This is a genomic window from Erwinia persicina (assembly GCF_019844095.1).
Taxonomy (GTDB): domain Bacteria; phylum Pseudomonadota; class Gammaproteobacteria; order Enterobacterales; family Enterobacteriaceae; genus Erwinia; species Erwinia persicina.
Genome location: NZ_CP082141.1, coordinates 578,110 through 599,399, shown reverse-complemented (window position 1 = coordinate 599,399; position 21,290 = coordinate 578,110). Strand labels below are relative to the sequence as shown.

Here is a 21,290-nt window from a genome sequence, read left to right as displayed (position 1 = left end):
CCTTAAATATGGTTGTTGGGTAGCAACATAAGGTTGCCCCTAAGGGCAAGGTCAAGGATTTTTTTATTCATTTTGAATTTAATTTTTAACATAGGAATGTTGCCTGCCCTCAGCCCCTGAACAATCACTATTTTTCGCCGTACAAATTTCCCACCCACCCCCCAATGCTTTGTAAATACTCACAATGGCGAGTTGCTGATTGGTATAGGCTATCGCCAGGGCACGGCGGCTAATAAAATCAGATTTTTGTGCCTCAAGTACATCTGAGTAAATCCCCTCACCGAGGGAAAACCGTAATTGAGCAAGACGTGCGGCATCAGAATGTGCGACTGATTCAAGTTGATGTAACTCAAAGGTCTTATTTGCCGCATCATAAGCTTTGAAGGCATCATCCGTTTCTTGTAATGCACGCAGTACAGTCTGATCGTAAACGATTAATGCCGCTTTAGTTCGTGCTTCGCTGGCTGCAATTTGAGCGCGCACTCGCGCTGTATCGAGAAAAGACCAGCGTATAATCGGGCCAATAAAGCCCGATAAAATACGGGTATCATTCATTGCATTAAGGCTTCCAGCAACAAGCCCAATAGAACCTTGTATCTGAACGTCAGGATACAGACTTGCTGTGTCAATCCCCACCCGAGCCGTTGCGGCCGCCAGAGAACGCTCAGCAGCAGCAATATCCGCGCGTCGCGAGAGAAGCGAGGCTGGATCACCCACGTTCAGGGTTCGCAGAACCAGGGTTTTGTGTGTTTGTGTTATTGAAGGTACAGCCGCCGGTAATTTAAAATCCTGAGGGACTGCACCAAGCAAGATCGCCAATGCATTAACAGAAGCGGTTCGGCGGCGTTCCAGTTCAGGCACAGCCGCTTCGATATTGCGCAGCAAAGCTTCTGCTCGTAATTGATCAAATTGACTGGCAGAACCTGCCTTTACAGAGCGTTCGGTCTGCCTGAAACTTTCGCGCTGACTTTGGCTAATATCAGTAACAACGGCAAGTTCGGCTTCAACACCTCGAAGTTCAAACCATGTAGCAGCGACAGAAGCAGCGACACCTGCTTGTACATGTCGTAATAATGCTTCACGTGAGCCAGCTTGTGCCTGGGCCATTTCCACTGAACGACGTACACGGCCAAAGAGATCTATTTCCCAGGATGAATCAACCGCAATTCGATAAGTATCAAACTGCGATGTCTGGCCGGATGAACTTTCCGTCCGGCTTTGCCGACGATGCTCATAACCACTCTCTATACCACCCAGTGGTAAGAAATTTTGTCTATTTTCACGCAGAATCGCGTTTGCTTCTTCAAGCCGGGCGACGGCGATACCGATATCATGGTTGGCAGCAAGTGAACGTTGGATCAAGATAACGAGTGCAGGATCATCAAATGTTTTCCACCACTCAATTTCAACAGCGCCGGAACCCATACCCGCAATCGATCCACCAAAATTTGCAGGTGAGGGTGATAAAGGTGGCGAGTAATCAGGACCTACAGCTGTACATCCGGACAGTAAAATAAGAACACTCAAAGGGAACAATACTTTTTGAGAAAGTTTACTCATGAGATACGCCCCTCTTTGTGCCATTTAACTTTGGCTCGGTACTTTTCGTAGTGCACAGACAACCTGCGCATAACAACATAAAATACAGGGGTTAAGAATAAACCGAATAGCGTCACACCGAGCATCCCCGCAAAGACTGCAATTCCCATGGATTGACGCATTTCAGCCCCCGCGCCACTGGCCAAAACTAATGGAATAACACCGGCAATAAATGCAAGTGATGTCATCAGAATAGGTCGTAAACGTAACCGACACGCTTTGATAACCGCATCCAGAGTACTGACGCCTTCGCTTTCCAGACTTCGGGCGAATTCGACAATCAAAATTGCATTCTTGGCGGCTAAGCCAACCAGTACAATAAGGCCTATTTGGACAAAGATATTATTGTCACCCCCCATCAACCAAACACCCGTAATGGCGCTTAATAAACACATTGGTACGATAAGGAGAACGGCTAAAGGAAGCAGCCAGCTGTTATATTGTGCAGCAAGGATAAGATACGCAAGCAATAGACACATCGGGAAAATAAACAGTGCAGAATTGCCCGCCCCTTTTTGTTGGTAAGTCAATTCAGTCCATTCAAAACTCATCCCTTCTGGTAATATTTCTTTTGCCAGTCGCTCCATGGTTTCAACTGCCTGCCCTGAACTAACGTCCAACATGGCACCGCCTGATATATCAGCAGAAGGATAGCCGTTATAATGGATGACACGATCGGGGCCAGAGCCTGGTGTAACGGTTACAAATGATGACAGGGGTAACATTTCTCCTGCCAGATTACGAACTTGCAAACGTCCTATCGCTTCTACCTGCATGCGATGAGCGGCATCGGCTTGCGCCATGACTTTGTAAGTGCGGCCAAAGCGATTGAAATCATTAACATAGATAGAGCCCAGATAAACTTGCAGTGTTTCGAATACCTCAGCTAAATTAACGCCCTGGCTCTTAGCTTGAATTCGGTCAATAGTGACATCAAATTGAGGAGCATTAATATCCAAGCTGGTCATCAGCCCTGTCACCATCCCGGATTCAGTGGCTTTAGTCATCAAAATTTGGGTATTTTTCACTAATGCATCAAGCCCGGCACCGCTGCGATCCTCAATTTGCATTTTAAAACCGCCAGTTGCACCTAAACCCGGTACCGGTGGCGGTGGAAATACCCCCAGGAAACCATCAGGAATGGTTGAAAATTTAGCTTGTAATCGCCCTGTAATAGCCATGGCCGAAAGCTCATCAGTCGTACGAGCTTCAAATGGATCAAGAATAATGAACATAACGGCAGCATTAGGAACATTAACAAATCCATTGATTGAAAGCCCAGGAAATGCAACGACACTTTCAACGCCCGGTTCTTCGAGCGCTATTTCAGACATTTTTTTAACCACATCATCGGTACGATCTAACGATGATCCATTGGGCAGCTGTGCAATTCCTACAAGATAATATTTATCCTGCATTGGCACAAAACCTGGTGGAACAGCCTTGAAGCCAAAATAAGTTAGCGCAAGTAATCCACCATAAACGAAAAGTGCCAGACCGCTGACGCTAACCACTTTTCGTACCGTGTTACTATAAGCACTGGGTGCTCGCTTAAACGGCTTGCCGATCATCTGTAAAAATAGATTAACGCGTCCGGACAAAGTATGTGGGTCACTCGCAACCTGCGCTTTACGTGGACGTAATAACATGCCTGCAAGTGCAGGGCTGAGTGTGAGTGAATTAATGGCTGACAAGATAGTCGATATGGCAATGGTTAGCGCAAATTGCTGATAAAATTCACCCTGCAGACCACTCAGGAATGCAGTTGGGATGAAAATTGCCGAAAGTACTGAAGTAATAGCAATAATCGGCGACGTAACTTCATCCATTGCCAGCCTTGCGGCTTGTACAGGCGTTTCTCCATTTTCGATATGGCGCTCAACGTTTTCAACCACCACGATCGCATCATCGACGACGATCCCTATCGAAAGGACAAGGCCAAATAATGACAAGGTATTAAGCGAAAACCCCATTATGTACATGATGGCAAAGGTACCAATTAATGAGACAGGCACTGCCAGCAATGGAATAAGTGATGCTCTCCAGCTCCGTAAAAAAAGTACAACGACAATAACAACAAGAACAATTGCCTCAAGTAAAGTTGTTGCCACTGATTGAAGAGAGGCGCGAACAAATACAGTCGGATCATAAGCAATACGTGAGCTTAATCCAGCAGGAAAATCACCTTCAAGCCGTTGCATCGTTGTTCTCACTGCTTGTGCAACATCAAGCGCATTAGCGCCAGGACTCTGAATAATTTGAAGCGCAACAGCCGGTTCGCCATCAAGCAGACTACGTAGTGCATACGCATCAGCACCCATTTCGATGCGAGCCACATCCCGTAAACGGGTAACCTGTCCATTATCGCCAGTACGGATAATAATATTACCGAACTGCTCTTCGTCAGTTAATCGTCCAAGTGTGTTTACTGTTACCTGGAAAGCCGCATTTGAATTGGGCATTTGACCGACAGAACCTGCCGCAACCTGCACGTTTTGTTCACGAATTGCGGCAACGACATCCCCCGCCGTCAGCATTCTGGCAGCAATAAGATCAGGATCAAGCCAAAGCCGCATACTGTATTCGCCAGCGCCCCAAACGAGGACATCGCTGATACCGGGTATCCGTGATAATTCATCCCGAACCTGGAGATAAGCATAATTGGAAATATAAAGGGGATCGTAACGCTTATCCGCAGATAATAAGTGAACCACCATCAGAATATCTGGTGAGGTTTTTTGAGTGATAACGCCTTGACGTTGTACTTCTTCAGGCAAACGAGGCAGTGCACGCGAAACTCTGTTTTGCACTTGAATTTGTGCCATATCGGCATTCGTTCCTTGTGCAAATGTGACGGTAAGCGTCATACGACCATCGGTTGCCGACTGTGAGGACATATATAACATGCCCTCAACACCTGTAATGGCTTGTTCAAGTGGTGCAGCAACGGTTTCAGCAATCACCTTTGGATTAGCGCCAGGGTAAGATGCTGTCACTTGAACTGTCGGGGGGGTTACCGCTGGATATTCACTGAGGGGTAACTGGAAAAATGCGACAATCCCCCCGAGAACCATCAGAATAGAAAGAACAATAGCGAAGATTGGCCGTTCAATGAAGAAACGAGGAAATTTCATGGCTTATCTCCTGCAGTTTGCTTCTCTGTAACTTCGACAGGTTTGCCATCAATTCCGACTGACTGTGGCTTAACGTGCATACCTGGACGAATAAACCCTTTGACGACGATACGTTCACCTGGCTGCAAGCCTTGCTCTATGACACGTAAACCGTCCACGGTAGTGCCTAATTCTACCGGTCGATACTCTGTCTTATTTTCTTTATCAACCACTAATACATAGCGACCACCTTGATCGGCACCAATCGATAGATCGGATATCAAAACTTTAGGCTGTGATGGCCCCGTCTCTAATTTGATTTTGGCAAATAAGCCTGGCGTTAATTTTCCATCAGGGTTATCGATAACAGCACGGATACGCACGGTTCCCGTTTGACGTTCAGCACCATTGGAAAGAAAATCAACACGACCCTGTCGCGAATAGCTTTTGTCAGTAAGTAATGCGATTTCTACTTTTGCGGCTGGAGAACTGTTGAGTTTAGCATTGGCTCGATTTGCAGCGAAAAACTGCAAATAAGTACGTTCGTCAATATCAAAATAGACATACAGAGGGTCAATTGAAACGATTGTCGTCAGTGGTGTAACGCCGCTGGCAACATAATTCCCCTCAGTCACCAAAGTTTGACCTACACGCCCACTAATTGGCGCGGTGACATGGGTAAAACTTAACTCAAGCTGTGCTGATTCAAGCTTTGCTTTGGCTGCATCCACCTGTGCTTTTCTGGCATTCAGTGTGGCAATGGCAGTATCGAGATTAGCGCGCGAAACAATTTTTTGAGCAAACAATTTTTCAGTACGAGAATATTCAGCTTTAGCCAGCATCAATGCGGCTTCTGTTTCTCGCAAACCTGCTTTTGCATTATTAAACGCCGCTTGTAACACCCGTGGATCAATAAGAAATAGTTCGCTGCCCTTTTCGACAAAATGTCCTTCAGGCATATTTACTTTCTGTATATAGCCGGCAACTCTTGGACGTAATTCAACGTGATTAACCGCTGTGAGAGACCCCGTGAGTTCTGCAAAGGGGGTTATTGGCCTGACAATCACTTCGGCCACTGGAGCAGAAGTCGGTGCTGTTGGGGCCGCCGGTGTGGAGTCGACTTCTTTGCAGCCAGCAATAGCTAGCGCAAGGCTTATTGCCGCTGTGAGCAGTGTTATTTTTCTGACGTTCATCATGTTACCTTCCGCAACTGGAGACGAATGGGTTTTGCTGAGCCTTGGCAGCTCCTGCCGTATTTATCCGACTTACCACGCCTGGAAGGTCAAGTATTTTTTGCGAAAAAAAATATAAATTTTCAGAAAATATACTGATTATCAGGTAAAGAAACTATAAATAGTTAAAGTGAGGATGGCTTAAAACCCATTAAAAATCATCAGGCCGTTTAGAAGACCTTAAAAAATTCAGGAAACTATTTGTGCTAAAATAATATTAACCGCACTTATTAAAACTTATTATGGCAGCGGCTTTTTCGTGTTGCTTCATCTGTGAGAAGTTTTTTGATATCGACGGATTTCGGGACGGCGATGATCGGGTGCCCGATGAATCGTATCTTACGCATAGCGATCTTCTCAGGTGACATAATCAGTATGCAGGAAGATCTCTGAACGTGAATGGGCCGTTTTGATGGGAGACTTACACCACATGCTGTTATTCATTATGATATCCACTTCCGAAAAGAGTCCACCGGGCTGAACGGCTCTACTTACAGGCTTATTGAATGACACTGAATCTGTTCTGTTACCTGCTGCTGGCCCTGGCGGCCACCGGCAGCGCATTTCTGCCTCACCCAGTGGTGATGTGGTTCCTGCTGGCCAGCACACTGACATTTCTGATCTACGGCGGAGATAAACTGGCTGCCCGCAAAAGCTGGCGGCGGGTACCGGAGTCCACCTTGCTGGTCTTTGGCTTGCTGGGAGGATGGCCCGGCGCGATTGCCGGTCAGCAACGCTTTCGCCATAAAACGCAGAAGCAGCCCTTTAAAACGTACTTCATCATCAGTGTGGTGCTGAATGTGGTGGGGATGATCGCGATATATCATTTCTCTCCGGCCTTATTCACGCTCGTTTCGGGCTGATTAATCCCTGAATGCACAGCGCGTCTGCAAGCCATCAGCGCCCCGCTCCCCCTTTTTTGCGGCGTTTAACCGGGCCGTTTTGTTACCAGGGAAGCAGGTTATTCATCCAGACACGGCCGTGATGAACATCTCATTTTATGTATTACGACTGGACAGAGTGTTTAGGGAGATGCTAGTTATTAACGACGCGTGAGAATGAGTTTAGATTTAAAATAAATATAAACGCTTCTCATCAGCCGGAAAACCATACAGTAATGTTTTGGGTCACCGAATCATTATTATCAGGGTAAGTGAATTGACAGCCCTCAGAGACATTTTTGTCTCTGAGGGCTTTTTTTATTTTTTATTACCGAGGAGTCATTAAATGTCTAAACAGCGTCGTCTCTCAAGAATTTTTGCAAAAGATGGTAAATCCGTCACGTTAGCACTGGATGGTCACCATTTCTCAATTAAAACAGAAGGAATAGATAATACGATAAACCAGCTTCCTGCTCTGGTTGAAAAGGGTCTGGACTGCGCGCTGGTGTCTTATGGCATGCTGAAAAATTTTCCAGCTGCACTGAATAACGTTCCGGTGATATTACGCGTCGATAGTACGGTAAGTATTTTTGATAATAGCGTACCGGATACCACCCCCGTCTTCTCCGTTGAAGACGCACTGAAAGTCGCGGCTGAAGGCGTGGTTTGCATGACCTTCCCGGGCGCGTTTAACGAAGAGAAAACCCACGTTATGGCAATGCAACTCGCCCGGGCGGCAGATCGCTGGAATATGCCCCTGATTGTGGAGTCACTTCCCTACGGATATGCCGTAACCAATGATGATTCTAACAACCCGACCGTCATTGCCGCATCGGCCAGAGCGGCGGTAGAACTGGGTGCTGACGTCATCAAAACACGCTTCACAGGGACTGCCGATGACCACCTGATTGTCGAAGCAGCAGGCGTCCCTGTCCTGGCGCTCGGCGGCCCTAAAACAGATATCAGCGGTTACTTTACGTTCGTTCAACACTGTATGCAGGCAGGGGCAAAAGGCGTGGCCGTGGGGCGCAATATCACTCAGGATCCACAGCCTGAAAAAGTGGTGGCCGGCCTCAATGCCATTATCCATGAAAACGCGACGGCGGAAGACGCATACAGCCTTTATATGGCCAGATAACATCGGATATCACTATGTTCTTAAATAACACCATCATTCCCTCCATCAGGAAATATAAAAACTTTGATAAAGCGCTGTCCAGCGCATCGGAATATGTGCTTCTGTCAGAAGCCAATATCGGCAACCTGCAATCCCTGATTGGCAAATGTCATCAGGGGGGTAAAAAAGTATTAATTCACCTGGATTTGCTCGGTGGATTTAAACCTGACCCTGCGGGGATCAACCTGCTAAAAACCTACTATAAGGTCGATGGTGTTATTTCCTCTAACCTTTCAGCATTGCGCCATGCCAAAAAAGAGGGATTACTGACTATTTTTCGGGTTTTACTCATCGATTCGCGATCGCTGGATCAGTCAATCGAGATTGTTAAACATAACCCTCCCGATGCAATAGAAATTTTACCTGCTGAATATGCCTGCCAGTGCCTGGCGTTGATTAGCCGGAATTTAAAAGGCTTTGACGTGGTATTCATCGCGGGGGGATTTGTTAAGCGGCAATATCTTGTCGATAAGATATTCCATGCCGGGTTTAAAGGAATAACCACCAGCGAACCTGGCTTATGGTAACCAATACGGAGTGCACGCTAATGAATGATGAATACGTCATGGGCATTGATAATGGCGGTACCTTTACCAAGGCCGCTATCTACGATCGCACAGGCAAGGCCGTGGCCAGTGCGGCAAAATCAACGCAAATGTTAACCCCCAGACCACACCATACTGAACGTGATATCGACGAACTATGGGCAGCCAACCTTGAGGTGATCAAACAGGCCCTTCAGCAGTCAGGTATCGATGCCAGACAGATCAAAGGTATTGCTATCACCGGCCATGGCAACGGGCTCTATCTGGTTGATGAAAGGGGGCGCCCGGTTCGTCATGGCATTATCTCTACCGACAGCCGGGCAAAGCAGCTCGTGGAGAAATGGCAGAACTCGCCTGAGTTTATGTCTCATATTCTGCCTAAGACCATGCAGTCCATCTGGGCCGGACAACCCGTTGCGCTGCTGGCCTGGCTGAAACAGCACGAACCTGAATCACTGCATAAAACGCACACGATTTTTATGGTGAAAGATCTGATCCGCTTTTACCTGACCGGAGAAGCCTTCCTCGAACTCACCGATCTTTCGGGTACCAGCCTGATCAATGTACGTGAGCGTGATTATGATGATGAGTTGCTCACCTGGTGGGGCCTGGCCGATGTGCGCAATAAATTGCCGCCGATTAAACGCTCCACAGACTGTTGCGGCACCATCTCCGCGGAAGTGGCCCGTCTGACTGGCCTGCAGGCGGGAACGCCGGTGTCCGGTGGCGTATTCGATATTTCTGCCTCCTCTGTTGCCTGCGGGATCAACAGCCTCGATAAGCTGGCTATCATCACCGGGACGTGGAGTATCAACGAGTACGTCACCGATCGTCCGGTTATCGATAAAGCGCTGTTTATGACGTCAATTTACCCGATTGAGGGAAAATGGCTGATCACCGAAGCCAGCCCAACCTCTGCCAGCAATCTGGAGTGGTTCATTAATAATTTTATGGAGAGCGAACGCGAAAAAGCGGCCGCAGAGGGCATCTCCGTATACGACCTGTGCAACACACTTTTCTCCTCAACCACCCCCGAAGAAAGTCACCTGCTGTTCTTCCCGTTCGTATTTGGTTCTAACACCATTGCCGATGCCTCAGCCGGATTTATCGGTGTGAACAGCTTCCATAAAAAAGCGCACTTCCTGCGGGCGATTTATGAGGGCGTGGCGTTTAGTCACCTTTATCACACTGAGCGTCTCCGCCACCTCAACCCGGCGTTAAGCCGAACCATCCGTATTGCCGGTGGGGTTACCCACTCCCCGGTGTGGCTCCAGCTGTTCGCGGATATCTTCCAGTCCACGCTCGAGATTGTCGACGTCAAAGAACACGGCACATTAGGCACCGCCATGACGGCCGCCGTCATGGTCGGCTGGTTCGACGACGTTTTTGCGGCGTCCAGTGAGATGGTCCATGTCGCGCGAACCGTAATCCCCAACCCTGCCAGACAACAGATCTACCACGACAAATACCAGCTTTATAAAAACCTGTTATCGGAGATGCAGTCTCCCTGGAAAAGCTGCAGCAATTACGTTTCACATTAAGCGAGGAAAGCATGGATCTGAACTTAAAAAATCGTACGGCTATCGTCACCGGAGGCGCATCCGGGCTGGGCAAAGCGCTGGTTTTGTCACTGGCGAAGGAAGGGGTCAACATCTGTTTTACCTGGCAGCGTAACGAATCCCGTGCGCGGCAGCTGATTGAACAGGTGAAAGCAACAACCCCGGTGGAGATCATGGCTGTGAAAACCGATCTCTCCGACGAACAGAGCCGTCATCAGCTGTTCACCACCTGCATTGAGAAACTGGGTAAGGCCGACATTCTGGTGAATAACGCCGGGATCTGGTTAAGCGGCTATGTCAGCGAATTAACCCATTACGACTGGGACCGGGTCATGAACGTCAACCTGAAAGCCGTCTTCCATCTCAGCCAGCTGTTTGTGAACCACTGCCGTGAACGGGATCAGGCGGGCAGCATTCTGAACATTACTTCTCAGGCCGCGTTCCATGGTTCCACAACGGGCCATGCACACTATGCGGCCAGTAAAGCCGGCCTGGTGGCCTTTTCAATCTCACTGGCGCGCGAAGTCGCCAGGCAAAACATCAATGTGAACAACATTGCCGTCGGGCTTATGGATACCGAAATGATCCAGAGCCACATTGAACAGAATCCTGACTATTACCTCAGCCGTATTCCCGTGGGCCGGGTGGCACGACCCGATGAGATTGCCGACATCGGTGTCTTTATGGTTTCGCCTAAAACCAGCTACATGACGGGAGCAACTGTGGATGTCACTGGCGGTATGTTGATGCGTTAAATTTTGGAGAATGACTATGAAATGTCTGGCGATAGCCGATCTTTTTATTAATACCACGATGATGGAAAACGGGCTGAAGGCGCTCCGCGATAGCGGCATTGAGGTAGACGTGCGCGAATGGTCGCACCCGTCGGTAGAAAAGTTGCAGCAGGATAATTTGCAGGTTGAACAGCACGGTTCAGAAGCCGTGATGTTACCTGATTCACTGCTGCAGGATGCAGAAGATGTCGACATCCTCATCGTTCAGTTTGCGCCGGTCAACACGGCAGTGCTGAATAAACTCCCAAAGCTGAAAATCATCGGCGTACTGCGTGGCGGCGTGGAAAACGTCAATCAGGAGGCTGCCAGTGCACGTGGCATTGAAGTGATGAATACACCGGGGCGTAATGCACGCAGCGTGGCTGAATTTACCGTCGGGATGATACTGGCGGAAATGCGCAACATAGCACGCTCCTGTGACGCGCTGCGCGATAAAAGCTGGCGGGCAAAAATGCCTAATCAGCAGGCCATTCCCGAGCTGGGCGGCAAGGTGATAGGCCTGGTGGGGCTGGGCCACATTGCCCGCCTGGTTGCAGGCTTTCTCAGGGGCTTTGGTACGCAGATTATTTTCTATGACAAATACGTAGCCGGTGATGAATGTTATGAAAAAGTCGACTCGCTGGATGAGCTGGTAAAACGCGCCGATGTGGTGTCGCTACACGCGCGCCTGACGCCGGAAACCACGCATCTTATCAACGCTCACCACTTCAGATTAATGAAACGGAGCGCAATTATAGTCAATACAGCGCGATCGGGTTTAATTAATGAACAGGATCTTATTGCGGCGTTAAAGGCAGGCGAGATCATGGGTGCCGCACTGGATACCTTTGATCATGAACCGCTGCCTGATGACAGCGATTTCTATTCCCTGAAAAATGTCACCATTACGCCACATATCGCAGGCAGTACCATTGATGCGTTCAGCCACTCACCGAAGTTATTTTCTGAGATGTTACTCAGAAAAATAAATTAACGCCGATAACTCGTCGATCTTTATCTTCCCGGTCAGGCACGGAGACACGCGCGCCCGGCCGGGCCTCTGATTAAGGAATTATCATGGATATTATTAACAGCATTATTAATCTGGGGGCATCAGTCATGATGCCCATCATATTTTTTATTATTGCCCTGTGTTTTGGGGTCAAGCCCGGTACCGCATTTAAAGCCGGCATGCTGGTCGGGATCGGTTTTGAAGGCGTTGGGCTGGTCATCGGCCTGCTACTGACCAGTATTGGCCCGGTTTCACAGGCGATGGTAGAGCGTATTGGCCTGACGCTGACGGTGGTGGATACCGGATGGCCGACCGCATCGACTATCGGCTGGGGATCCCCGTTAATGTTACCCGTGGTCATCGGCTTTATCATAATCAATCTGGTCATGTTGCTGCTGAAAATAACCCGAACCGTCAATATTGATATTTTTAACTACTGGATATTTTTGATTATGGGTTCAGTGGTTTATGCAGGCACCGGCAACTACTGGCTTTCAGTGGGGATCACCTTCGGGATATTTATTCTGACGCTGGTAGCGGCAGACATGACCGCCCCTTACTTGCAAAAAAACTATAACCTCAAGGGTATTTCATTTCCCCACCTGACCTGCATTGCTTACGTTCCTTTTGGTATTGCCTGTAATTATATTATCGATAAAATTCCCTTTATTAATAAAATCAACTTCAACCCGGAAAGCATCAATAAAAAGTTTGGTGTATTTGGAGAACCACTGACGCTGGGTTTTGTTCTGGGCCTGATGCTGGCGTTTCTTGCCGGATATCCTATCTCCGCCGCCGTTTCCCTGGCGATTAAGGTATCGGCCGCCATGCTGTTACTGCCGAAGATGATCGACATCCTGGTGCAGGGGCTGTTGATCGTTCGCGATGCTGCAGAAGCCAAACTGAAAGCAAAATTCCCCGGCCGTGACTTCTATATCGGTATGGATACCGCCCTGCTGATTGGTGAACCGTCAGTGCTGGCTACCGGCCTGCTGTTAATCCCGATGGCGGTCGTACTGTCCATCATTCTGCCGGGTAACCGCGTGCTGCCGTTTGTCGATCTCGCTTCACTGATGTTCCTGCTGGCAATGGTGACGCCATTCTGCCGGCGCAACATGTTCCGCATGTTTATTACCGGCACGCTGATCATCACCTGTACGCTGTACGTCGGGACGGACATTTCGAAAGAGTACACTCAGGCGGCAGTGAACTCCCATATTCCGGTTCCCGAGGGTATGTCCGAAATTACCAATATTGTCGGCGGTGCGACCACCCCAGTCGGCTGGCTGGCGGTGAAATTCGGAGAGTTGTTTAGCTCTGCGCCCTGACGATAGCGCTCTGCCTGGAAACAGGCAGAGGGTAATAAATGGGTGATGTGAGAGATTGCTCATCGCGTTACTGAATGTTGATGGGTAAAAAACACATTCTGGTGGCTTCAATACTTATATCATTTTGGTGCGGAGGGCAGTGCATAGATGACGAAATCCATCGACAAGGTCAGGTTGGGCGCCGCCGGGAGGAGCAGCGGCAGACGTTCCATTGCCAGCCCTTTATGACGTCGTCTGCGTTTTACACTTAGCACGTTCAGATGATAAAAGCGGTACACACGCTTGTGATTAACATGAAGGCTTTCACGGCGCAGTAACTGCCAGATGCGGCGGTAACCTAAATGCCTGCGCTCCAGTGCCAGCTCAGTGATGCGCGCTGAGGAATGAGCATCAGCCGTTGGACGCTGAGCTTCATAGCGGCAGGTCGATAGGGACAAGCATGTAAGCCTGAAGGCACGACGTAGCGACAGACCGGTCGCATCACACATCAAATCCACGGCTTCCCGCTTCTGGTCTGTCGTCAGTACTTTCGCCCAGGAGCCAGCTGAAGCGCCTCCTTATTGAGTATGGTTTTGGCGAGCAGCTTCTTGAGTCGGGCATTCTCCTCTTCAAGTAACTTAAGCCGCTTAACTTCCGGCACTTCCATGTAGCCAAACTTCTTACGCCAGGTGTAAAAGATGGCGTCTGAAATAGCATGTTTGCGGCAGAACTCTCGGGATGAAACCCCGGCTTCGGCCTCGTGGAGACGGTCACTAAGGGGAGCCGTTACACGTTACTGTCTGCAGGCAATGTTACCCTTCCCTTTCTACTACGCCTGACGATTCTGTTGCAGGCGATGCCACTGTTTGCGCTGATTATCGTTGTCGGGCTTCTTGACGGGCTGGTACGTAGTGACTTACGGCGATTCGATGCAGGCCATGAGTCCGGGTTTGTTTATCACCATGCCAGGCGCATGATTTCATTCAGCTTGATAGCGGTGGGAGTGATTTGGCTGACGGTGTCGATTTTTCTTGTACCTGAATATGTGTGTATACTAGCGGCGGTAAGGAATGGCTGGCAGTATCCATTACGGGCGGATCTTTCAAAAAACACGTCTGATGCAATCATTCCCAGCCCACTATCGTTGGCAATATTTATGCTGTGACAGACACCGTACATTGGCTTTTCACTCGCCAAATAGTTTACTTTTTTATTATAGTTACACCCTGTGTGAATCTATGCCATCAAAAATAAACTGGCTGTTGCAAAACACCTCTCCGGGAAGCCTGGTTTTACAATCCTGGCTACCCCGGAACAGCATATCGCCTTCTCTGGCCTTTAAATATGAGCAAAGTGGCTGGCTGAAAAAACTGCGGGCTGGCGTTTATGCGCGCGCAGGACGAGAACCGGGCTGGAGTGATGCGCTATGGTATCTGCAAAGCCAGCTTGAAGCGCCGGTGCATCTGGCCGGGCTGAATAGTCTCTCTTGGCAGGGCAGTTCCCATTACATACAACTAAAGCAGAGCCAATGCTGGCTTACCGTTGAAAAAAACGATATTACCCAAATGATTTAAAGAATTGCCAGGCGGTGAGTGGCTGATAGTATCAGCTCTGAAGCTTCCTCAACTAGATGAGAAGTACGGGAGTTAGGCTGACTGTATCTAGGCGTGTGGGCGTTCGAAAAGTATAAGTGCTCGCCCATCATCAATAAATCATTCAGATGAATTATTATATTGAGTCTGTAGTATCTTACTTAGTAATTTACATTCCTCAGGCCGAGGTATCATTTTTCCAAAACCAATAAAGAAAAGGAACATGACTACAGCGACTGTATATAATATCAAACACCCCCAAAATGGAATATACTCATGCCTATAACTAGGTAATATTAAAGAAAAAATGGCGAGAAATAAAAACTGAAGCGAAAACAAAGCATACATGCCGTTCCCAAACCAGAAAGAAAACCCTTTCTTGAAAACAAGAGTTTTATCTTTAATTAGCAAAAATGCTCTGAACTTCTTGAAGAAACCGACAGATATTAAATCACTGTGATCTACGAATAGTCGCAAAATAATTTTTTGACTGGCTACATCAGAAATTCCAGTCATGCGATAGCTGGTTATTCTCTTAATATCCTCTTTGATACAGGCACTTACTTCATCCGATAACTCGTGGCTATCCAGAAGGCGCTGCAGCTCATTTAATTTAGAGTTCCTGACTTCATTAAAAAATCCGAGAACCCCTCGTATTCTCCATATAACAAGAGCCAATGGTCCTGCAATAAAAATAAAGAGAAGAATCTGTTTTATCTGCAATGCACCGCTAGACACAGCAGAAATGAGCCATCCGTTCACTATATCCAATATTTTATCCATAGCCTATCCCTCACAAAATTAAACCGTATATCAGGATAAAGCAGAACAACATAAACCTGGTAATCGTATTTTCAATTTCTGGCTGAAATCTTCACGCAGATCGTTGCATGGTACTCAATGCACCAGAACGGAAGAAAAAGCGCTTATGCAAGCCATCACAACATTTATTGACCTGCCCCCGGGATTAGATACAACGCTCAGTTAGTAATGTCGGATCCTTCACTCTCAGAATTACCCTTTCGCCAGGCCGCCGCAAATTCAGACGGCGTCCGATAATTCAGCGTGGAGTGCGGGCGACACTCGTTATAATCCTGACGCCATTCACTGATGGTTTTCCTGGCATGGCTGATATCGTTAAACCAGTGTTCATTCCGGCATTCATCGCGAAAGCGTCCGTTAAAACTCTCAATAAATCCGTTCTGCGTTGGCTTACCTGGCTGGATAAGCCGTAGTTCCACATCATGCTCAAAGGCCCATTGATCGAGCGCGCGGCAGGTAAATTCCGGGCCCTGATCTGTTCTTATTGTCGCCGGATAGCCCCGAAACAACGCGATGCTGTCCAGAATACGCGTGACCTGAACGCCTGAAATACCGAAAGCAGCGGTGATCGTCAGACACTCCTTCGTGAAATCATTCACACAGGTCAGGCACTTGATCCTGCGACCGTTGGCCAGTGCGTCCATAACAAAATCCATCGACCATGTAAGGTTCGGCGCATCCGGGCGAAGAAGCGGAAACCGTTCGGTCGCCAGCCCTTAACGGCGTCGTCTGCGTTTTACGCTCAGTCCATTAAGGTGGTAAATACGGTATACCCGCTTGTGATTGACGTGAAGGCCCTCCCTACGCAGCAACTGCCAGATGTGCCGATAACCAAAACGTCTGCGTTCAAGCGCCAGCTCAGTAATACGCCCTGATAAATGTGCATCAGCAGCCGGACGCTGATCATCATAACGGCAGGTCGACAGGGACAAACCTGTAAGCCTGCAGGCACGACGTTGCGACAGACCGGTCACATCACACATCAACATCACGGCTTCCCGCTTCTGGTCTGTCGTCAGTACTTTCGCCCCAGAGCCACCTGAAGCGCCTCCTTATCCAGCATGGCTTCGGCAAGCAGCTTCTTGAGCCTGGCGTTCTCTTCCTCAAGCGACTTCAGGCGCTTAACCTCGGGCACCTCCATACCGCCATACTTCTTACGCCAGGTGTAAAAGGTGGCGTCGGAAATGGCGTGCTTGCGGCAGAGTTCACGGGCAGAAACCCCGGCTTCAGCCTCGCGGAGGATACTGATGATCTGTTCGTCGGAAAAACGCTTCTTCATGGGGATGTCCTCATGTGGCTTATGAAGACATTACTAACATCGTGGTGTATTAATCAACGGGGAGCAGGTCAGCTTTATGCAAATCTTGATGCAAAGGCAGCCAGACGAATTCGTAAGTTACGCTTTTACGTGGCAGATACTCAAAGCAGACTGGCATTGTAGCGACGATTACCACGGTGAACGCTATTGTATGGCATGTAGTACCTGAGACTTCAGCCGCCCAGTAGATATAGCATCATGAAAAAACTGAAATGCTTTCTTGCCAACAACTCACTGAGCTAGTATGCCTCCACCGATGTAACAATTAGAGCAAGCGTCAAAGTGCGAAACTGCCCTCACGTAGCTGCAAGTTAACACCAGGAAATCCTGGTTCAAACACGACCAGCTCTATGTTAGCGGCAAGCAATCGTTGAACTAAACGCATATGCAGCCGGAGATGAAAGTTAGGAAAAAAGCAGAGGCTGATAAGAATTATGCACGTTGAGCTGGGATCGTAATACCCCACTTAAAATGTACAAGGGGAGTAGTCTAATGATGTTAAATACGAACCTTCAGTATTGTTCATTCACCAATTTTCCCATATTCTCTCATCATAAATATTCTCTGCCGAATTTTATAGGGCTAACTCGCTGAAATGAATGACAAAGCTTTAACCTTGAAAGATGTGGTGGCTTACTTAAAGTTGGCAGAAAAAACAGCGTATAGGTTGACTAGCGAAGGCAAATTGCCGGGATTTAAGGTTGAAGGCTCATGACGCTTCAAACGAGAGGATTTAGATATGTGGATTGAAGGTCAGAAGACTCAAAGCTACCCGAGTATCACAAAATCCAATCGTGGTTGATCAAGTGGATAAACATGAAAAGTCGGTAGCCCTCAAAGGCCACTTGCCACATGCAGTGAAGCAAGCCGTTGTGCAAGCTCTACTGAAAGAAGGTGATATCGCCCGAACGTTGCTCAAGGATCCACAAGTTATGGCAAGTTATGTTGAGCTGATTTTCGACATGATGAAGCAGAATAAAAATATGAATATCTAAAGGATTTTGGGCTATCTATTACGTTTTAAAATGAGATAAATAATGATAAATGACCATGAAGAACTAGAACTTGCTAAAGCTCAGGCAAAAGAAATATGGAAGATCCTTGATTATGTTCGAGGAGCATCACCTATATCTAATTATCGCTCATTAGCGTATTCAATCTTCTTCGTACGCTATCTTCAATCCAATACAGGTCAGCATTTTGAGGCAGAAAGGTTCGACTCTTTTAATGTCATCGCCCAGTATTCCTACGATCTTGTAAACTATGCCGTTCAACTTGGATTGATTCATAGCGACGTATCTAAATTCTTAATTGATTATTTAGAAAACACACTCCGTTCATTTGTCAATATTGATGAGTCTTTTGTTCGTTATGCAATTAGAGATGGTCTACTCAATAAAACCCCTGCAATAGCGTCGCTTTCTTTATCAGAACTGGATTTACTTTTTGCCGAGAATGAAGGTAAGTCAGGAGGTGAGTTTTATACCCCTAGAGACGTCAACTTATTGGTTAAAATATTAGGATTGAGTTATCAACCAAAGTCAATATGTGACCCATTTGCAGGTGCTGGAAACACAGCATTTCCTTTTGCCAATACTGGTATTGAAAAAGTTAGGATTGATACTCAAGAAATTAATAGAGATGCTTACTTTAAACTAGTAATAAGTAGAGTCATCAGGAAAATAGAAGGTCGAGACTATTTCGGCGATTCCCTATCACAACCATTATATCAAGAAAATAAATATGATCTGATAGTTTCTTTCCCACCTTTTGGCATGAAAATTCCTAAAGCCACTCGAAATAATATTTACTATAAAACAAGTAATAAGTGGCTGGATATTACTGAAATCTTGCCAGAAAGTAGAAGTGATTGGTTTATAACATTATCAATGCTTCCAGCCCTTTCTGAGGGGGGTAAGATACTAGTAGGTATGTCACTTGGGGCTTTGACAAGAGCAGGCTCTGAGGCAAAGGTTCGTGAGTATTTAGTCTCTCGCGGAATTATCGAACAAGTAATTCTTTTACCTAAAAATATTTATTACTCTACGGCTATCTCAACTGTACTTCTTGTCCTCAACTCAGGAACAAGTAACATAAATAACAGAAGTATTAAATTTGTAGATGCTTCACTGTTTTACGAGCCTGCCCGTGGTCGAAACACCCTCACAACAAAAAATATAAATGAGATCGTAGAGGCTTGTCATAAAGATGGCCGATTTAGTATTAGTTCATCTCATACCAAAATAGCAAACAGAGACTTTAATTTAGATCCGTCTCTTTATGTACGTAAAGATCTCAAAATCAGTGAGGTTTCTTTAAAAAATTTTAGAGGATACTCTGACTTTAAAGTTTCGATACATCCTTCTTTAAATGTATTGGTTGGTGAGAACGGCGTCGGGAAAACTTCGATATTAGAAGCATTAGCATGTGGCCTTGGTCCTTTCCTTACTGCTATGCCTGATGCTAAAGGAAAACTGATAAAAAAATCAGATATCCATATAAGTTCAAAAGGAATCGCGAATTATGCTCGAATATCGATTGAAACAACATCAAGTTTAAGTTGGGATCTTGTGGCAAAGGGGGTTGATGTTTCCGAGCCCCCTAAGATAGGAACATCAGCATTAACTAGCTACGCTACTCATCTTGTAGATAGTCAGTCTGAATATCCACTCATTGCTTATTATGGGACTAACCGTGCTCTTACTTCTACCAGTTCTAAAGTTGCAATAAATCCATTCGAGAAAGAAAATCGTGGGGAAGGTTATGACTTTGCTTTAGATGCTAAAGTTAACTACGGCATCTTAAAGAACTGGTTTTCAAAAATAGAGGTTGATGAGCTTCGAAAACGTGATGAACTAAAAGACCATAAATTCATTCATCCGGCTAAGAAACTTGTTTCAGAGGCTGTTTACCAGATTGTTGATCGAGCTACATGCTTGGAGTTCGACAAAAATAGTAACGATGTTATGGTTCATTGGAAAAATGAGCAGGGAGAGTGCGTAAAGCTTACATTGGAACAACTAAGTGAAGGGTATAGAAATATGGTATCCCTGACCATTGACCTAGTGAGGCGTGCTTATTTACTTAATCCTACCAAACCGAAACCGCTAACAGTTAATGGGATCGTTTTAATTGATGAAATTGAACTTCACTTGCACCCTAGATGGCAGCAAAAGATTTTAAATGATCTTACTAAGCTGTTTAAGAATATTCAGTTTATTGTCACGACACATAGTCCTCAAGTCTTAACAACAATCAAAGCCGATTGTATCCGTATTGTTTCCGTCAATGCTAACGAAGCAAAATTAGTGACAGGAACTACTACTTACGGTTCTGAAAGCTCAAGAATGTTGGAAGATGTTTTAGGTGGTAACAATCGCGCCCAACATCTTGATATTGTTAAAAAACTAAACCGTTATACGGAGTTAGTAGAGGCCGACAAATGGGATACCGATGAGGCATTAGAACTCAAAAAAGAGTTATATAAATGGGGTGGTCAGACAGAAGACGAGCTTCAAAAATTAGAAACTGATATTCGAATTCGCGAGTTCGAGCGTGGCAATGAAAAAGATTAATAAGCTAGATGAGCCAAATCGACTTGGTGTGTTCAAGGCTACTCATCCTAATGCTTTGTGGGAGAGGGATAAAAACTCAATTGAAGAGGCTTTCCGTTGTTGCATTGCCAGATATCAAGAAACTCTACAACAATTACGTACGGACCAAGGTAATTTATGTGCATATTGTGAACAGGATTTAATGTCTGGAACTAATGGGGCATTAGATGACTGCCGTATTGAGCATTTTCATCCGAAATCTAAACGTGAACAGGGAGAACCTAATTGGGCTTTGAAATGGAGCAATTTGTTAGTTGTTTGCTGTGGCGGAAATCAAAGTAAAGTTGTTAATCCTGGGCAAAGATTTGATGCTGATCCCAAAAATTACTCTTGCGATGTACCAAAGAGTGACAAAATTTTAGATACCATTATATTAAATCCACTTAATTTACCTGAATTAAATATCTGGAAGTTTCATCGTTCTTCGGGGCAAATTTCCGTAAATGAAGATTCCTGTTTAGAATTTGGTATAAGTGTTGAAATGGCACACCAAACAATTAAAGAATTGAATTTAAATTCCCCTCGATTAATTAGATTTCGAAAGGCTATTCTAAATAATCTCAACATTTTAATCACAGAAAGGCTGAAGAAGGGACAAACGGTAGAGCAAGCTGTTAGATTTATTGCCATATCACTCTTTAGAAAAAATGGAGCAGGTGATTGGCCCTCTTTTTTTAGTGCAACACGATATTATTTAGGTCAGCAGGCTGAGCTTGTTTTAGCCCAACCTATTTAACATACTTTCA

The 21,290-nt window shown here is 46.4% G+C and carries 15 protein-coding genes and 4 pseudogenes; 13 read left to right on the top strand and 6 right to left on the bottom strand.

Translation table 11 applies throughout. The features are described from left to right. Window positions 1-78: 78 nt before the first annotated feature. Genes K6L24_RS02785 through K6L24_RS02775 form a run of 3 tightly spaced genes read right to left on the bottom strand, consistent with a single transcriptional unit; the run spans window position 79 to window position 5,908 of the window. Window positions 79-1,560 carry an efflux transporter outer membrane subunit gene (locus K6L24_RS02785; RefSeq protein WP_222681928.1) on the bottom strand — a complete coding sequence of 494 codons (1,482 nt, stop codon included), beginning with the start codon at window positions 1,558-1,560 and terminating at the stop codon, window positions 79-81. Further along, complete coding sequence (locus K6L24_RS02780; RefSeq protein ID WP_222681927.1) at window positions 1,557-4,733, bottom strand: efflux RND transporter permease subunit; 3,177 nt, start codon at window positions 4,731-4,733, stop codon at window positions 1,557-1,559. The genes K6L24_RS02785 and K6L24_RS02780 overlap by 4 nt, the downstream gene beginning before the upstream one ends. Next, window positions 4,730-5,908 carry an efflux RND transporter periplasmic adaptor subunit gene (locus K6L24_RS02775; protein WP_280638615.1) on the bottom strand — a complete coding sequence of 393 codons (1,179 nt, stop codon included), beginning with the start codon at window positions 5,906-5,908 and terminating at the stop codon, window positions 4,730-4,732. Before K6L24_RS02775 ends, K6L24_RS02780 begins: the two co-directional genes overlap by 4 nt. 542 nt (window positions 5,909-6,450) lie before the next feature. Here K6L24_RS02775 and K6L24_RS02770 point away from each other — a divergent pair. The 7 genes from K6L24_RS02770 to K6L24_RS02740 all read left to right on the top strand — a co-directional run bounded on the left by K6L24_RS02770 (window position 6,451) and on the right by K6L24_RS02740 (window position 13,219). Beyond that, on the top strand, window positions 6,451-6,807 hold the full coding sequence (locus tag K6L24_RS02770; RefSeq protein ID WP_222681926.1) for a DUF1294 domain-containing protein: 357 nt from the start codon (window positions 6,451-6,453) through the stop codon (window positions 6,805-6,807). Window positions 6,808-7,171: 364 nt separating this feature from the next. Further along, window positions 7,172-7,963: a class I fructose-bisphosphate aldolase gene (locus K6L24_RS02765; RefSeq protein WP_222681925.1), complete on the top strand. Its 792-nt coding sequence runs from the start codon at window positions 7,172-7,174 to the stop codon at window positions 7,961-7,963. Between the two features lie 14 nt (window positions 7,964-7,977). Next, window positions 7,978-8,529, top strand: coding sequence for a glycerol-3-phosphate responsive antiterminator (locus K6L24_RS02760; protein ID WP_222681924.1), 552 nt, complete (start codon window positions 7,978-7,980; stop codon window positions 8,527-8,529). Window positions 8,530-8,549: 20 nt separating this feature from the next. After that, the gene (locus K6L24_RS02755; RefSeq protein ID WP_222681923.1) at window positions 8,550-10,088 is read left to right on the top strand and encodes an FGGY-family carbohydrate kinase; all 1,539 of its coding nucleotides are present in this window, start codon (window positions 8,550-8,552) and stop codon (window positions 10,086-10,088) included. A gap of 11 nt (window positions 10,089-10,099) precedes the next feature. After that, on the top strand, window positions 10,100-10,861 hold the full coding sequence (locus K6L24_RS02750; protein WP_062744399.1) for an SDR family NAD(P)-dependent oxidoreductase: 762 nt from the start codon (window positions 10,100-10,102) through the stop codon (window positions 10,859-10,861). 16 nt (window positions 10,862-10,877) lie between these two features. Further along, a complete protein-coding gene (locus K6L24_RS02745) occupies window positions 10,878-11,873 on the top strand; it encodes a 2-hydroxyacid dehydrogenase (RefSeq protein ID WP_222682287.1) in 996 nt (331 codons plus the stop codon). 83 nt (window positions 11,874-11,956) lie between these two features. Continuing rightward, window positions 11,957-13,219, top strand: coding sequence for a PTS galactitol transporter subunit IIC (locus K6L24_RS02740; RefSeq protein ID WP_222681922.1), 1,263 nt, complete (start codon window positions 11,957-11,959; stop codon window positions 13,217-13,219). A 137-nt stretch (window positions 13,220-13,356) separates the two neighbouring features. Here the strand turns inward: K6L24_RS02740 and K6L24_RS02735 are convergent. Further along, a pseudogene (locus tag K6L24_RS02735) lies at window positions 13,357-13,964 on the bottom strand (transposase); the annotation flags it as partial. Here K6L24_RS02735 and K6L24_RS02730 point away from each other — a divergent pair. Both K6L24_RS02730 and K6L24_RS02725 read left to right on the top strand, forming a co-directional pair. Next, window positions 13,947-14,317, top strand: a pseudogene (locus K6L24_RS02730) (IncC plasmid conjugative DNA transfer DtrJ family protein); the annotation flags it as partial. The pseudogenes K6L24_RS02735 and K6L24_RS02730 overlap by 18 nt on opposite strands. Before the next feature lie 119 nt (window positions 14,318-14,436). Next, a pseudogene (locus K6L24_RS02725) lies at window positions 14,437-14,839 on the top strand (AbiEi antitoxin N-terminal domain-containing protein); the annotation flags it as partial. Between the two features lie 71 nt (window positions 14,840-14,910). Here the strand turns inward: K6L24_RS02725 and K6L24_RS02720 are convergent. Both K6L24_RS02720 and K6L24_RS02715 read right to left on the bottom strand, forming a co-directional pair. After that, window positions 14,911-15,573 (bottom strand): hypothetical protein, encoded by a 663-nt coding sequence (locus tag K6L24_RS02720; protein WP_222681921.1) that lies wholly within the window; start codon window positions 15,571-15,573, stop codon window positions 14,911-14,913. A gap of 197 nt (window positions 15,574-15,770) precedes the next feature. Beyond that, window positions 15,771-16,891: pseudogene (locus K6L24_RS02715) on the bottom strand (IS3 family transposase). Window positions 16,892-17,525: 634 nt separating this feature from the next. Between K6L24_RS02715 and K6L24_RS02710 the strand changes: the two are divergent. The 4 genes from K6L24_RS02710 (at window position 17,526) to K6L24_RS02695 (ending at window position 21,280) form a co-directional block, all read left to right on the top strand. Continuing rightward, window positions 17,526-17,645 (top strand): helix-turn-helix transcriptional regulator, encoded by a 120-nt coding sequence (locus K6L24_RS02710; protein ID WP_097336610.1) that lies wholly within the window; start codon window positions 17,526-17,528, stop codon window positions 17,643-17,645. Between the two features lie 91 nt (window positions 17,646-17,736). Next, window positions 17,737-17,925 (top strand): hypothetical protein, encoded by a 189-nt coding sequence (locus K6L24_RS02705; protein WP_244578218.1) that lies wholly within the window; start codon window positions 17,737-17,739, stop codon window positions 17,923-17,925. 42 nt (window positions 17,926-17,967) lie between these two features. Continuing rightward, on the top strand, window positions 17,968-20,505 hold the full coding sequence (locus tag K6L24_RS02700) for an N-6 DNA methylase (RefSeq protein WP_222681920.1): 2,538 nt from the start codon (window positions 17,968-17,970) through the stop codon (window positions 20,503-20,505). Then, complete coding sequence (locus K6L24_RS02695) at window positions 20,492-21,280, top strand: retron system putative HNH endonuclease (protein WP_222681919.1); 789 nt, start codon at window positions 20,492-20,494, stop codon at window positions 21,278-21,280. Before K6L24_RS02700 ends, K6L24_RS02695 begins: the two co-directional genes overlap by 14 nt. The last annotated feature ends 10 nt before the right edge of the window (window positions 21,281-21,290 follow it).

Coding starts and splice junctions, on each gene's coding strand:
- K6L24_RS02765 (WP_222681925.1), top strand. CDS start 7,172: ATGTCTAAACAGCGTCGTCTCTCAAGAATTTTTGCAAAAGATGGTAAA.
- K6L24_RS02785 (WP_222681928.1), bottom strand. CDS start 1,560: ATGAGTAAACTTTCTCAAAAAGTATTGTTCCCTTTGAGTGTTCTTATT.
- K6L24_RS02740 (WP_222681922.1), top strand. CDS start 11,957: ATGGATATTATTAACAGCATTATTAATCTGGGGGCATCAGTCATGATG.
- K6L24_RS02750 (WP_062744399.1), top strand. CDS start 10,100: ATGGATCTGAACTTAAAAAATCGTACGGCTATCGTCACCGGAGGCGCA.
- K6L24_RS02760 (WP_222681924.1), top strand. CDS start 7,978: ATGTTCTTAAATAACACCATCATTCCCTCCATCAGGAAATATAAAAAC.
- K6L24_RS02770 (WP_222681926.1), top strand. CDS start 6,451: ATGACACTGAATCTGTTCTGTTACCTGCTGCTGGCCCTGGCGGCCACC.
- K6L24_RS02710 (WP_097336610.1), top strand. CDS start 17,526: ATGAATGACAAAGCTTTAACCTTGAAAGATGTGGTGGCTTACTTAAAG.
- K6L24_RS02700 (WP_222681920.1), top strand. CDS start 17,968: ATGATAAATGACCATGAAGAACTAGAACTTGCTAAAGCTCAGGCAAAA.
- K6L24_RS02745 (WP_222682287.1), top strand. CDS start 10,878: ATGAAATGTCTGGCGATAGCCGATCTTTTTATTAATACCACGATGATG.
- K6L24_RS02695 (WP_222681919.1), top strand. CDS start 20,492: ATGAAAAAGATTAATAAGCTAGATGAGCCAAATCGACTTGGTGTGTTC.
- K6L24_RS02780 (WP_222681927.1), bottom strand. CDS start 4,733: ATGAAATTTCCTCGTTTCTTCATTGAACGGCCAATCTTCGCTATTGTT.
- K6L24_RS02775 (WP_280638615.1), bottom strand. CDS start 5,908: ATGATGAACGTCAGAAAAATAACACTGCTCACAGCGGCAATAAGCCTT.
- K6L24_RS02755 (WP_222681923.1), top strand. CDS start 8,550: ATGAATGATGAATACGTCATGGGCATTGATAATGGCGGTACCTTTACC.
- K6L24_RS02720 (WP_222681921.1), bottom strand. CDS start 15,573: ATGGATAAAATATTGGATATAGTGAACGGATGGCTCATTTCTGCTGTG.